This window comes from Aeromicrobium wangtongii (assembly GCF_024584515.1).
GTDB classification, from domain to species: Bacteria; Actinomycetota; Actinomycetes; order Propionibacteriales; family Nocardioidaceae; genus Aeromicrobium; species Aeromicrobium wangtongii.
The window spans coordinates 731,214-743,080 of record NZ_CP102173.1; the positions used below are offsets into that span (position 1 = coordinate 731,214).

Sequence of the window (11,867 nt, forward strand, 5' to 3'; positions counted from 1 at the left end):
TCACCTCGAGCTCGCCCTTGCTGATCGAGACGTCCGAGGCGGCGGCGAAGCCCATTGCTCCGGGACACCGGCATCCTTGAGGATCGCGACCTGCTGCGCGGGGGTGACCTGCGAGACGGAGACGGGCTCGCCGATGACCTCCGAGATCGCGGCGGCCAGCTCATCCTGCGTCCATGCGACATCGCCGCCGAGCTCGTAGACCGCCTTGAGCGGCGCATCGGTGGTCAGGACGACCGCGGCGGCCTCGGCGAGGTCTGCGCGGGCGGCGCTGGAGATCTTGCCGTCGCCGGCGCTGGTCAGGAGCGTCCCGGTCTGGGCGGCCGACTCCACCGACGGCAGGTAGTTCTCGTGGTACCAGCCATTGCGCAGCAGGACGTGCTCGATCCCGCTGGAGGCGAGGTACTTCTCGGTCTCGAGGTGCTCGGGCGCGACCGGCAGCGTGGAGGTGTCGGCAGACGGCGCGCTCGTGTAGGCCAGCAGGCTGACGTTCTGGGCGATCGCGGCGTCGACGACGTTGGCGTGCTGGCGGGGGCGCTGACCGATCTCGTTGCCCGAGATCAGCAGGACCTTGTCGACGCCGACGAGGGCCGCGTCGAGCGCCTCGCGGTCGTCATAGCTGGCGATGCGGACCTCGACGCCCTTGTCGGCGATGGGCTGGGCCTTGGCGGCGTCGCGCACGACGGCGACGATCTCGGAGGCCGGCACGCGGTCGAGCAGCGCGTCGACGACGAGCGAGCCCAGGTGTCCGGTGGCGGCGGTGACGGCAATGGGCATGAGTGGTCCTGTTCGATAGGGGCCGCGCAGAGGCGGGTGAAATCGAGCCTATGACTGTTCGACGGGATGCCGGCCGTTGCTCAGGCCTCGGACACGGCCTGGCCGGCAGCGTCCGCGACGACCCCGGCTGCGACAGCGGCCTCACGGTAGGCGGCAGCCAGCGTGGTGACGGTCTCGTGGGCGTTGAGCCCGCTGGGATTGGGCACCACCCACACCTGCGCGCCGCCCATCGTCCGTTCCTGACGGCCGGCGCGGGCCTTCTTCTCGGCGAAGGCGATCCGGTACGTGGTGATCCCCGCCAGCGCGACGACCCGCGGACGATGCTGCTCGACGAAGGCTTCGAGCCGCGTCCGTCCCGCGAGAAGCTCGTCGTTCTCCAGCTCGTCGGCCCGCGCCGACGCCCGGGCCACGATGTTGGTGATCCCCACGCCGCGCGACAGCAGGGCAGGCGCGGCGTCCTCGGGGGTCATGACGTCGTCGGGCAGGATGCCGGCGAGCCGCAGAGCCGGGTAGAACCGGTTGCCGGGCCGGGCGAAGTGCAGGCCGGTCGCGGCGCTGACCAGACCGGGGTTGATGCCGACGAACAGCAGCCGCAGGTCCTCAGGGACCAGGTCCGGGATCGTCCGCCCCGCGAACGACTCCAGCTCAGCCCGTGAGAACCCCATGCCCCGACCGTAGCGTCCGGCAGGACCTCGGCCGGTCTGACGACTCAATCCTCCAGATCGGAAAGGATCGCACGGTGGCGGGTCGCGACAAAGCGCCCTGTGGCGCGAGCGCCGCTACTAGTCTTTCGTTCGTGCAACGACCCACATGGATGCGGACCCGCCGGCAACCACCCATGCGGATGAGCCAATACGCCTGCTTCGCGCTGCGCAGCCAGTCGATGTCGTCCGTCGAGATGGCTGCCCATCTCGCGGTGGAACCAGACGAGGTCACGGTTCGCGGAAGTAGACAGCTCGATCCCGTACGTCCGGCGGGCCACTCCTGGAAGGTCGTCTGCCGAACCCCAGGGCTCGATCTCGACACGCTGGTCGCCACTGTCCTTGATCGGGTTGCCCCGGCGGCGGCCCGGATTCGGGAGCTTGTTGACGCGGACGTCATTGACGCGACGCTCCTGATCGTCAGGTACTTCAACGACGAGGCCGGTCAGGCCGAGGAGAAAGTGGCGTTCGACGAAGACGGTCACACCTGGGAGAAGATGCCCGGTCAACATCACATGTTGGGGTGGTCGTTGGAGGCAGAGACGCTCGAGCTGCTGGTGTCAATGGGTGCGTCGATCGACGTCGACGAGTATGGGTGGCCGATGAGCATGAGCTGATGCATCGCGATCGGCATGCGGTCGCGATGCATCAGGATCGGTCAATCAGGCGTACGAGACGCCGGTCGCGTGCAGCGGGCAGTAGCCGAACGGGTTCTTGACCAGGTACTGCTGGTGCTCGGACTCCGCGTAGTAGTAGTGCTCCAGCGGCACGATCGAGGTGGTGATCTCGCCGTAGCCCGCCGCAGTCATCTGCTTCTGGTAGGCATCGCGGGACGCCTCGGCCTCGGCCTGCTGCTCGGGCGTCGTGGTCAGGATGATCGAGCGGTACTGCGTGCCGCGGTCATTGCCCTGGCGCATCCCCTGCGTGGGGTCGTGGTTCTCCCAGAACACCTTCAGCAGGTCGGCGTACGAGACCTTGGTCGGGTCGAAGATGATCCGCACGACCTCGGCGTGACCCGTACGGCCGGTGCACACCTCCTCGTACGTGGGGTTCGGGGTCTGACCACCGGCATAGCCGACGGAGGTCGACCAGACGCCGGGCACCTCCCAGAACGTCTTCTCCTCGCCCCAGAAGCACCCGAGGCCGAACACGGCGACCTCGAAACCATCCGGTGCCTGGGTCTCGACGGGGGTCCCGAGGGCCAGATGGGTTCCACCGACCTGGAACGGACGTCCCTCGCGGCCCGGCAGGGCGCTCTCGGGCGTGGGCAGCTCGGACTTGTTGCGACCAAAAATCATGACGTCCACCTTTCAACGGGACTCTGTGGACCGCGCCGCGTCCCGCTCCTGTCCGAGCGCCCTCGCGGGCGACGGGTGGGCAAGACGTGCGACACGGCGTCGGTTACAACTCATCACAGCCCCGAGGTGTTCCGCCGGTTAGTGTTGCCAGAAGGAGTGTGAGCCAGTGAGCGACAGATATCAGGTGCCGCCGGGCGTCGAGATCGCTACGCAATGGGCGTGGCGGCTGCTGGTCATCGCGGCAGCAGGCGCCCTCGGGATCTGGCTGCTGCGGTACTTCTCCGAGCTGACGGTGCCGCTGGCGGTGGCCCTGCTCGGCACGGCCCTGACCATCAGCGTCGTCGACTGGCTGAACGCTCGGGGGCTCCCGCGCCTGCTGTCCACGTTCATCGTCGTGATCACGATGCTCCTGGCGTTCTTCGGCATGCTGGCCCTGGTCGGGCAGCAGCTCTCGACGCAGGCCGGCGATCTGCGGTCGAACGTCGTCGAGGGCATCTCGCAGGTGCAGGAGTGGGCGAAGGACGGGCCGCTCGACCTGAGCGACACCCAGATCGAGGGCTGGGTCGACGACGTCAAGCAGTCGATCGCGTCCAGCGACACCACGATCCTCACTCGGGTCGGTGAGGTCGGCGACACCGTGACGCACCTCGTCGCCGGATTCTTCATCGCCCTGTTCGCCTCGTTCTTCTTCCTCTACGACGGGCAACGCATCTGGAGCTGGGTCGTGGCCCTGTTCCCGCGCACCGCCCGCGCCCGCGTCGACTCGTCGGGCCACACGGCCTGGGTCTCGCTGACCGCCTTCGTGCGGGCCACCGTCATCGTTGCCTTCACCGATGCGGTCGGCATCGCGCTGGGCGCGTGGCTGCTCGGCGTCCCGCTGACCTTGGCGATCGGCGTGCTGGTGTTCCTCGGCGCGTTCGTCCCCATCATCGGCGCGCTGCTGTCCGGGATGGTCGCGGTGCTGGTGGCGCTCGTCGCGCAGGGGCCCTGGACCGCCCTGATCATGCTGCTGGTCGTGATCGCGGTCCAGCAGATCGAGGCGCACGTGCTGCAGCCGTTCCTGATGGGCCGGCTGGTGGCCGTCCATCCGCTCGCGATCATCCTGGCCATCGCCGCCGGCGTCACGGTGGCCGGTGTCGTCGGCGCGCTGATCGCCGTTCCGCTGGCCGCATGCCTCAACGGGGTCGTGCGACACCTGGTGGCCGGCGCGCGGGAGTACCAGGACGAACCCGAGGGCGAGGTCGACCTCGGACCCGATCCGGCGTGACGGACGTCCACGCGTTCTGCGCGGCCATGCCAGGCGCCCAGCTGAGCTTCCCGTTCAACGAGGAGATCGCGGTCTACAAGGTCGGCGGCAAGATCTTCGCCCTCACGGGGGTCACGGACGTCGAGAGCATCAACCTGAAGGCCGAGCCCGCCGATGTCACCGGTCTCGTGGAGACGCATGAGGCGATCACGCGCGGCTTTCACATGAACAAGAAGCACTGGATCACGGTGCGGCTCACCGGTGACCTGCCGTCCGGCCTGCTCGAAGAGCTCATCGAGGACTCGTACGACCTGATCGTCGACAAGCTCCCGGCGCGCGACCGGCCCTAGATCGTCTCAGAGCTAACCGAGTGACTCGTCCAGGCGCAGCAGGTCGTCGCGCAGACGATCGCGCTCCTCGTCGGTCCAGTCGGCCATCGCCTCGGTGATGACGGCGCGCCGCAGGTCGAAGCTGCAGCGGAGGCCGTCCCGGCCGGCATCGGAGATCGCGATGATGCGCGCGCGGCCGTCCTGCGGATCGGGACCGCGCTCGATCAGCCCGCGGTCGCACAGCTGCTGGACGTGGCGGCTGACCGTCGAGGCGTCCAGGTGCATGGCCTCTGCCAGGTCGCCCAGCCGAATGGGGCCCTTGGCCTTGAGTGCGTGCAGGACGCCGGCCTGCGAGGCGTCGACGACGTCGCCGTCGACGCGTGCCCGGAACCGCCGATTCATGGCCAGCATCATCCGCAGAACGACGTCCTCGGCCGAGGGCTTCTCGACGACTGCAGGTGCCGGTTGCATGACGCAAGCATATGTCAGTTGCTGGGTGCAACCAAGTGTCGTATGACACCTTCGGACTACGCTGTCGGAGTGGACCTGAGCGATGTGCGAGCCGCCCGCAAGCTGCTGGACGGCGTGACCGAGACGACCCCCATGGCGCACTCCCGATGGCTCAGCTCGCGCACGGGCCAGGACGTCTTCCTGAAGGCGGAGAACCTGCAGCGGACCGGATCGTTCAAGATCCGCGGGGCCTACGTCCGCATCGCCCGGCTCAGCGACGAGGAGCGTGCGCGCGGTGTCGTCGCGGCCAGCGCCGGAAATCACGCCCAGGGCGTTGCGCTCGCCGCATCGATGCTGGGCGCCAAGGCGACGATCTTCATGCCGGTCGGTGCGGCCCTGCCGAAGGTCGCGGCGACCCAGGGGTACGGCGCCGACATCGAGTTCCGCGGCGCGGGAGTGACCGAGGCGCTGGTACCGGCCAAGGCATTCGCCGAGACGACAGGTGCGGTCCTGATCCACCCCTTCGACCACGAGGACATCATCGCGGGCCAGGGGACGGTCGGCCTGGAGATCCTCGAGCAGTGCCCCGACGTCCGGACGATCCTGGTCCCGCTCGGCGGGGGCGGGCTCGCCGCGGGCATCGCGCTGCTGCGCACGGAGCGGCCCGACCTGCGGATCATCGGGGTGCAGGCCGAGGACGCGGCGGCCTATCCGGGCTCGATCGCCGCGGGCCAACCGCTGGCCGCCACGATGGGGGTGACGATGGCGGACGGCATCGCGGTCGCCCAGCCGGGAGACATGCCGTTCGAGATCCTGGCCTCCCTGCTCGACGAGGTCATCACGGTCAGCGAGGAGTCACTCAGCCGGGCGCTGATCTCGCTGCTGGAGCGGGCCAAGATGCTCGTCGAGCCGGCGGGGGCTGCCGCGGTCGCCGCCGTGCTGGAGCGGCCCGATGCGTTCGAGGGACCCGTCGTGGCGGTGCTGTCCGGCGGCAACATCGACGCCCTCGTGCTGCTGGACGTCATCCGGCACGGTCTGGCGGCCGGGGGACGCTTCCTGACGATGCGTGTGCGCATCGGCGACCGTCCCGGCGAGCTCATGCGTCTGCTCGGCGACCTGGCGCGGCTCCAGGTCAATGTGCTGACCGTCAACCACGACCGCTCGTCGGAGCTGCTGGGCGTCCGGCAGGTCGACGTGGACATCCAGGTCGCCACCCGTGGCCCGCAGCACCGCGACGAGGTCATCGCCCGCCTGCGGGACCACGGCTACGAGCTGCTCTGAGCCCCGCGTGGGGGATGGGTCAGAACGGCTTCGCGTCGACGATCTCGACGGTCATGCTCTTGCCGTTGGGGGTCTCGAACGAGACGGTGTCGCCGACCGACTTGCCGGCGATCGCGGCGCCCAGCGGGGAGGTGGGGGAGTAGACGTCGATCTCGACGCTGGAGTCCATGCTCAGCAGCTCGCGTGAGCCGAGCAGGAACCGCTCGGTGTCGGAGTCGCCCTCGAAGCGGACGGTCACGATCATGCCGGCCTCGACCAGGCCATCGTCGGCAGGCTTCTCGCCCACCTCGGCGCGCCGCAGCATCGCCTCGAGCTGGTCGATGCGGGCCTTGGTCTTGCCCTGCTCCTCGCGGGCGGCGTGGTAGCCGCCGTTCTCCTTGAGGTCGCCCTCGTCACGAGCAGCGGCGATCTTGGCCGTGATGTCGGCCCACACATCGCCCTTGAGGTGCTCGAGCTCCTTCTGCAGACGGTCGTACGCCTCCTGGGTCACCCAGATGGTGTCGGTCTCTGTCGGCTGAGTCATACGAGTGCTCCTTTACGTGCTGCACCCCGGACAGCGCCCGGGGTGAACGACGAGGTTAGCACTCAATCAGCGGGCACACACGTTCTCAGGACACCGTTCACGGCGCGGCGCTCGGTCTCGATGTCGATCGTCACGCGGACCTCTTCGCGCTCGGATGCCGGGACGTCGACGGTCTTCTCACCCACGATAGCGTGATCGGCCGCTTGGGCGTAGACCGTGCACGTGACGGCGAGCGGATCGGGACGGACGATGTCGACCTTGACGGTGACCTGGCGGTCGCTGACGACGTCGTACGCCCACATACGTGCGGTGACCGGATCCTTCTGGAAGCCGACCCATGCTGCGAAGGCCACGCCGAGGGTGATGCCGATGGCCGCGATGGTGGGCCAGAACCACCGGGGGCGCTGGCGGGATCCGTAACGGGTGCTGAGGTCGGTCACGTGCTCCATTGTCTCAGGCGTTCCCAGCCGACTCGGCGAGGGTTCGTCGGGCCACCGGAACACCCGGCGCGTGCCGGTTGTTGCCGTGGGTGCAAGGATTTGTCAACGCCTTCGAAGGAGACCCGTGGACGAGAAGCTCCGCCTGATGCACGTGCACGCCCATCCCGACGACGAGTCGAGCAAGGGCGCGGCATCGACCGCGAAGTACGTCGCCGAGGGGGTCGACGTCCACGTCGTGACCTGCACGGGCGGTGAGCGAGGCTCGATCCTGAACCCCCAGTACAAGCATCCGGGCATCGAGGACAACCCCGAGCTCATCACCCTGATCCGCCGCGAGGAGATGGATCGGGCCCGTTCGATCCTGGGCATCACGCAGGACTGGCTCGGCTTCGTCGACTCGGGCTGGCCCGAGGGCGACCCGAAGCCGCCGCTGCCCGAGGGTTGCTTCGGCCTGAAGTCGGTCGAGGAGGCCGCCGAGCCACTCGTCCGGCTGATCCGATCGTTCAAGCCGCACGTGCTGACGACGTACGACGAGAACGGCGGCTACCCGCACCCCGACCACATCATGTGCCACAAGATCAGCGTCGAGGCCTACGAGGCCGCCGCCGATCCGAACCGGTATCCCGATGCTGGGGAGCCGTGGCAGGTCTCCAAGCTCTACTACCACCTGGGCTGGAGCTGGGAGCGCATGGAGGCGATCGCCAAGGCGATGGAGTCCCACGGCCTGGAGAACCCCTACGCCGACCGGTTCAAGAACTGGGAGCGCAAGCCGGAGGACGAGGCGCGGCTGACCACACGGGTCGAGTGCGCCGAGTACTTCCCGGTCCGCGACGCAGCGCTGCTTGCCCATGCAACGCAGATCGACCCCGATGGCTGGTTCTTCGCGGTGCCGCACGAGGTCCAGACCGAGGCGTGGCCCACGGAGGACTACCAGCTGGTCGACAGCAAGGTCGAGACCTCCATCCCCGAGACCGATCTGTTCACCGGATTGCGCTGACGATGTGAATCTCACCGTCGTCCTGGCCTTCACCGCCAACGTCCTCGTGGCGCTGGCCAAGACGGCCGCGGCGGTGCTGACCGGTTCGGCGTCGATGGTCGCCGAGTCGGCGCACTCCTGGGCGGACACGGGCAACGAGGTGTTCCTGCTCGTGGCGGACCGGCGCTCGCGTCGCCGTCCCGATCACAGCCATCCGCACGGGTACGGGCGCGAGGCGTACGTGTGGTCGATGTTCGCGGCGGTGGGGTTGTTCGTGGCCGGGGCCGCGGTCTCGATCATCCACGGCGTCCAGGAGCTCGGCGCCAAGGAGGGCAACGAGAGCTTCACGCTCGCCTACGTCGTGCTGGCGGTCGCCTTCGTGCTCGAGGGCACCTCGTTCCTGCAGGCCTACCGCCAGGTGCACCGTGGCGCGGAATCCGCCGACCAGACCGTGCTCCACACGGCGCTGTCGACCTCGGACCCGACGCTGCGCGCCGTGTTCGCGGAGGACTCGGCGGCACTGGTCGGCATCCTGCTCGCCGCGGGCGGCATCGGCCTGCACCAGGTGACCGGCTCACCGGTCTACGACGCGATCGGGTCGATCCTGGTCGGCATCCTGCTGGCCGTGATCGCGTTCGTGCTGATCGACCGCAACCGCCGGTTCCTGGTCGGCGAGTCGGTCACTCCGGAGATCCAGACGCTGGTCCGCGACCGCATCCTGGCGATGCCCGAGGTCGCGAGCGTGGGATATCTGCACATCGAGTTCGTCGGCCCGCACCGGCTGTACCTCGTGGCGAGCGTCGACCTGATCGGCGATGAGAGCGAGTCCGTCGTGGCGGACCGGCTGCGCTCCCTCGAGCGCCGGATCGAGGCCGAGGACGCCGTCGTGGAGGCGGTGCTGACGGTGTCGCGCCCGGGCCGTCCGCCGGACGCGGATCTGGACGACGTCGTGCCGGAGTGAGGCCCGCGTTGACGGGGCTTGCAGCGCACCCGCGCGGCTCGTCGGGCAGGCACGACGACTAGACTCAAGACATGCGCGCCTACGTTCTTCTCGCGGATCTTGCCGCTGCCGGCACACGCGACAAGCCGCTCGACCCCAATGACGTCAAGCCCGGCTGGGTGGCGCTCGGCATCGTGGTCATCTTGATCATCGCGGTGTACTTCCTGGCCCGCTCGTTCCTGAAGCACGCCCGCAAGGCGGAGAAGCCCTGGGACGGCGAGGACGTCGACGGCGGCACCGGCCGCACCACCCCGCACGACCGCAACTGAGCCGCTTCGTGCGCCCCACGCCTCACGCCCTCGTCGTCGGTGCGACCGGTATCGCCGGCAGCGCGCTCGCGCAGCACCTGGTCGACGACGGCTGGCAGGTGACGGGCCTGTCGCGCCGTCAGCCGGTCGGCATCGACGGCGTCGAGGAAGTCCATGCCGATCTGAGCTCGTCCGACGAGGCCGTCGCCGCGCTCGGCGGCACCGAGTTCACCCATGTGTTCATCACGGCGTGGGTGCGGTGCGCGACCGAGGACGAGAACATCGCCGTCAACAGTGCGATGGTCCGAAACCTGCTCGACGCGGTGCGTCCGGCCGGCACGGTCCAGCACGTCGCCCTGATGACCGGGCTCAAGCACTATCTCGGACCATTTGACGCCTACGGGGCCGGCGAGGTCAGGGACACGCCCTTCCACGAGGACGAGGAACGGCTGCCGTACCCGAACTTCTACTACGCGCAGGAGGACGAGCTGTGGGCTGCCGCTGAGCGGGACGGCTTCACCTGGAGCGTCCATCGCGCGCACACCGTCATCGGCACAGCAGTCGGCAACGCCATGAACATGGCCCAGACGCTCGCCGTCCAGGCCGCGATAAGCCGTGAGCACGGTCGTCCATTTGTCTTCCCGGGCTCGCAGACGCAGTGGAACGGCCTCACCGACATGACCGATGCCGGCCTCCTGGCCGAACACATGCAGTGGGCCTCCACCACCGAGGCGGCGGCGAACAACTCCTACAACATCGTCAACGGCGACGTTTTCCGCTGGCGCTGGATGTGGCCGCGCATCGCGGCGCTGCTGGGTGTGGAGCCCGAGGGCTTCTCCGAGCGGCCCCGTCCGCTGGAGCAGCAGATGGTCGACGCGCCGGCGGAGTGGAAGGCCGTGAGCGCGCGCCACGGACTGGCGGTTGAGGACGTGTCGGCGTTGGCCTCTTGGTGGCACACCGACGCGGATCTCGGGCGTGACATGGAGTGCCTGACGGACATGCGACGCAGCCGCCTAGCGGGATTCGACGGAAACCGCCCGACGCTCGACTGCTTCGTGCGCGTGTTCGACGAGCTGCGGCAGCGCAACCTGATTCCCGTCATCTCGTAGACCCGAGGCATGCGCGCCTAGGTTCTTCTCGCGGATCTCGCCGCTGTCGGCCGCACCACCCCGCACGATCGCAGCCGGCCTGACGCCCGGCCGGCGTCACCGCCAGATCTGCGCCCGCTCACGCACGGCGCGGGGCAGTGCGTCGAGCGTCCGGTCGGACGGCTCGACCAGCACGGGCGTCGTCGCGCGCTCCAGCAGCGGCAGGTCGGAGTCCGAGTCGGAGTACACGACGTCGTAGGGCGGGGCGAAGCCGAGCTCGGCGGCGCGCTCGACCTTGCGTCCGCCGTAGTGGTGATCGGCCAGCACCACGCCGCTGCGGTGCTGCGCGAGCCTGCTGCCCGCAGCCGTGACCGCTCCCGGCCCGGTGAGCAGGGCGACCCAGGCGTGCACGAACGGCTCCAGCCCGGCGGACGAGACCAGGACGCGATCGCCCTGGGCGACATGGGAGCGCAGTGCCTCGACGGTCCGCGTCGGGGCGAGACCCTCCTGGGCGTGCAGGTCCTCGGCCAGGGCGCGCAGCTCGGCCTCGACCGAGTCGATGCGGCGTCCGAGCAGTGCAGCGGCGACCACGGCCCGTGACCATCGGCTGCGCCACCGAGACCGGCGATCGGACAGCGCGAACAGGGCCCCGGTGACCGCGACGGGCGGCAGCAGCCACGGCGAGTGGCGCAGGCGCCGTCGCAGCAGCTCGACCGTGGAGTCCCCGTGCAGGAGCACCCCGTCCAGGTCGAACACGACGGTCTTGCCGCTCATGCCCCGTCGGCCGGACGCAGCGGTGCGTCGATCTCGAACTCTGCCCGGTCGGCCCGGTAGACGTCCTGGGCGAACTCGAAGCAGCGTCCCTCGGTGTCGAAGGTGCGGCGGGTCAGCAGGATGCCGGGTGAGGCCGCCCGGATGTCCAGGAGGGTGCACGAGTGGCTGTCCAGGACGACGGATCGGACCGTGGCGCGGGCGCGGTCCGGGACGATCCCGTACTCGTCCCGCAGCAGGTGCCACAACGATCCGCTGAGATCGCGCTCGAACAGGCCCGGGGTCAGCGACCGGCGGAAGTAGCTCGTCTCGAGGGCGATCGGTTCGTCGTCGGCGAACCGGAGGCGCTGCACCGCATGCGCCCGGTCGCCGTCGAATGCGTCGACGGCGGCGGGCAGGTCACGGATCTCGGACCAGATCAGCTCGGCGGACGGCTGCTTGCCGACCCGTGACAGCTGATCGGTGAAGCTGCCGATCTGGAATGCCACCCGCGGTTCGGACACGAAGGTGCCCCGGGGCGGCTTGCGATAGACCACCCCCTCGCTCTCCAGCAGCGACAGCGCCTGCCGGGCGGTCATCCGACTGACCCCGTGGGACTCGCCGAGCTCGCGCTCGGACGGCATCAACGTGTGGGGGTTGAGCTCCTCGGACCGGATGCGCTCGCGCAGCTCCGCGGCGATCGCGACGTACTTGGGCGGTGTTTCGTCTACGTGAAATTTCCCCCGCATGCTTGACAGGCTAC

The 11,867-nt window shown here is 69.1% G+C and carries 16 protein-coding genes; 8 read left to right on the forward strand and 8 right to left on the reverse strand.

All coding sequences use genetic code 11. The features are described from left to right. A complete protein-coding gene (locus tag NQV15_RS03685; RefSeq protein ID WP_232398252.1) occupies nt 1-774 on the reverse strand; it encodes an NmrA family NAD(P)-binding protein in 774 nt (257 codons plus the stop codon). Nucleotides 775-854: 80 nt separating this feature from the next. Further along, entirely contained in the window at nt 855-1,439 is a 585-nt protein-coding gene (locus NQV15_RS03690) for a mismatch-specific DNA-glycosylase (protein ID WP_232398253.1), read from the reverse strand. A 179-nt stretch (nt 1,440-1,618) separates the two neighbouring features. Between NQV15_RS03690 and NQV15_RS03695 the strand changes: the two genes are divergently transcribed. After that, nucleotides 1,619-2,092: a DUF4279 domain-containing protein gene (locus tag NQV15_RS03695; RefSeq protein ID WP_232398254.1), complete on the forward strand. Its 474-nt coding sequence runs from the start codon at nt 1,619-1,621 to the stop codon at nt 2,090-2,092. Between the two features lie 45 nt (nt 2,093-2,137). On the opposite strand, the gene msrA is transcribed toward NQV15_RS03695, so the two are convergent. Next, on the reverse strand, nt 2,138-2,773 hold the full coding sequence (gene msrA / locus NQV15_RS03700; RefSeq protein WP_232398255.1) for a peptide-methionine (S)-S-oxide reductase MsrA: 636 nt from the start codon (nt 2,771-2,773) through the stop codon (nt 2,138-2,140). Between the two features lie 166 nt (nt 2,774-2,939). Between msrA and NQV15_RS03705 the strand changes: the two genes are divergently transcribed. Next, nucleotides 2,940-4,040 (forward strand): AI-2E family transporter, encoded by a 1,101-nt coding sequence (locus NQV15_RS03705; RefSeq protein WP_232398256.1) that lies wholly within the window; start codon nt 2,940-2,942, stop codon nt 4,038-4,040. Then, nucleotides 4,037-4,369 carry an MmcQ/YjbR family DNA-binding protein gene (locus NQV15_RS03710; RefSeq protein WP_232398257.1) on the forward strand — a complete coding sequence of 111 codons (333 nt, stop codon included), beginning with the start codon at nt 4,037-4,039 and terminating at the stop codon, nt 4,367-4,369. The genes NQV15_RS03705 and NQV15_RS03710 overlap by 4 nt, the downstream gene beginning before the upstream one ends. A 12-nt stretch (nt 4,370-4,381) precedes the next feature. Here the strand turns inward: NQV15_RS03710 and NQV15_RS03715 are convergent, their stop codons facing one another. Beyond that, nucleotides 4,382-4,819, reverse strand: coding sequence for a MarR family winged helix-turn-helix transcriptional regulator (locus NQV15_RS03715; RefSeq protein WP_232398258.1), 438 nt, complete (start codon nt 4,817-4,819; stop codon nt 4,382-4,384). Between the two features lie 69 nt (nt 4,820-4,888). On the opposite strand from NQV15_RS03715, the gene ilvA reads away from it, so the two are divergent. After that, nucleotides 4,889-6,079: a threonine ammonia-lyase gene (gene ilvA, locus NQV15_RS03720; protein WP_306459361.1), complete on the forward strand. Its 1,191-nt coding sequence runs from the start codon at nt 4,889-4,891 to the stop codon at nt 6,077-6,079. Nucleotides 6,080-6,098: 19 nt separating this feature from the next. On the opposite strand, the gene greA is transcribed toward ilvA, so the two are convergent. Both greA and NQV15_RS03730 read right to left on the reverse strand, forming a co-directional pair. After that, nucleotides 6,099-6,602 (reverse strand): transcription elongation factor GreA, encoded by a 504-nt coding sequence (gene greA, locus NQV15_RS03725; RefSeq protein WP_232398260.1) that lies wholly within the window; start codon nt 6,600-6,602, stop codon nt 6,099-6,101. A gap of 62 nt (nt 6,603-6,664) precedes the next feature. Then, a complete protein-coding gene (locus NQV15_RS03730; RefSeq protein ID WP_232398261.1) occupies nt 6,665-7,042 on the reverse strand; it encodes a DUF4307 domain-containing protein in 378 nt (125 codons plus the stop codon). A 124-nt stretch (nt 7,043-7,166) separates the two neighbouring features. Here NQV15_RS03730 and mca point away from each other — a divergent pair, with 124 nt between their 5' ends. The 4 genes from mca (at nt 7,167) to NQV15_RS03750 (ending at nt 10,375) form a co-directional block, all read left to right on the forward strand. Next, nucleotides 7,167-8,039, forward strand: coding sequence for a mycothiol conjugate amidase Mca (mca, locus tag NQV15_RS03735; RefSeq protein WP_232398262.1), 873 nt, complete (start codon nt 7,167-7,169; stop codon nt 8,037-8,039). Between the two features lie 4 nt (nt 8,040-8,043). Continuing rightward, complete coding sequence (locus NQV15_RS03740) at nt 8,044-8,979, forward strand: cation diffusion facilitator family transporter (RefSeq protein WP_232398263.1); 936 nt, start codon at nt 8,044-8,046, stop codon at nt 8,977-8,979. Between the two features lie 71 nt (nt 8,980-9,050). Continuing rightward, nucleotides 9,051-9,287, forward strand: a complete 237-nt coding sequence (locus NQV15_RS03745; RefSeq protein WP_232398264.1) for a hypothetical protein — start codon at nt 9,051-9,053, stop codon at nt 9,285-9,287. Between the two features lie 8 nt (nt 9,288-9,295). Continuing rightward, nucleotides 9,296-10,375 carry an SDR family oxidoreductase gene (locus NQV15_RS03750; RefSeq protein ID WP_232398265.1) on the forward strand — a complete coding sequence of 360 codons (1,080 nt, stop codon included), beginning with the start codon at nt 9,296-9,298 and terminating at the stop codon, nt 10,373-10,375. A 96-nt stretch (nt 10,376-10,471) separates the two neighbouring features. Here the strand turns inward: NQV15_RS03750 and NQV15_RS03755 are convergent, their stop codons facing one another. Together NQV15_RS03755 and NQV15_RS03760 are read right to left on the reverse strand one after the other, a co-directional pair. Further along, nucleotides 10,472-11,128, reverse strand: a complete 657-nt coding sequence (locus tag NQV15_RS03755; RefSeq protein WP_232398266.1) for an HAD family hydrolase — start codon at nt 11,126-11,128, stop codon at nt 10,472-10,474. Continuing rightward, nucleotides 11,125-11,853 carry a GntR family transcriptional regulator gene (locus tag NQV15_RS03760; RefSeq protein WP_232398267.1) on the reverse strand — a complete coding sequence of 243 codons (729 nt, stop codon included), beginning with the start codon at nt 11,851-11,853 and terminating at the stop codon, nt 11,125-11,127. The genes NQV15_RS03755 and NQV15_RS03760 overlap by 4 nt, the downstream gene beginning before the upstream one ends. Between the last annotated feature and the right edge of the window lie 14 nt (nt 11,854-11,867).

Coding starts and splice junctions, on each gene's coding strand:
- NQV15_RS03685 (WP_232398252.1), bottom strand. CDS start 774: ATGCCCATTGCCGTCACCGCCGCCACCGGACACCTGGGCTCGCTCGTC.
- NQV15_RS03690 (WP_232398253.1), bottom strand. CDS start 1,439: ATGGGGTTCTCACGGGCTGAGCTGGAGTCGTTCGCGGGGCGGACGATC.
- NQV15_RS03695 (WP_232398254.1), top strand. CDS start 1,619: ATGAGCCAATACGCCTGCTTCGCGCTGCGCAGCCAGTCGATGTCGTCC.
- msrA (WP_232398255.1), bottom strand. CDS start 2,773: ATGATTTTTGGTCGCAACAAGTCCGAGCTGCCCACGCCCGAGAGCGCC.
- NQV15_RS03715 (WP_232398258.1), bottom strand. CDS start 4,819: ATGCAACCGGCACCTGCAGTCGTCGAGAAGCCCTCGGCCGAGGACGTC.
- greA (WP_232398260.1), bottom strand. CDS start 6,602: ATGACTCAGCCGACAGAGACCGACACCATCTGGGTGACCCAGGAGGCG.
- NQV15_RS03745 (WP_232398264.1), top strand. CDS start 9,051: ATGCGCGCCTACGTTCTTCTCGCGGATCTTGCCGCTGCCGGCACACGC.
- NQV15_RS03755 (WP_232398266.1), bottom strand. CDS start 11,128: ATGAGCGGCAAGACCGTCGTGTTCGACCTGGACGGGGTGCTCCTGCAC.
- NQV15_RS03760 (WP_232398267.1), bottom strand. CDS start 11,853: ATGCGGGGGAAATTTCACGTAGACGAAACACCGCCCAAGTACGTCGCG.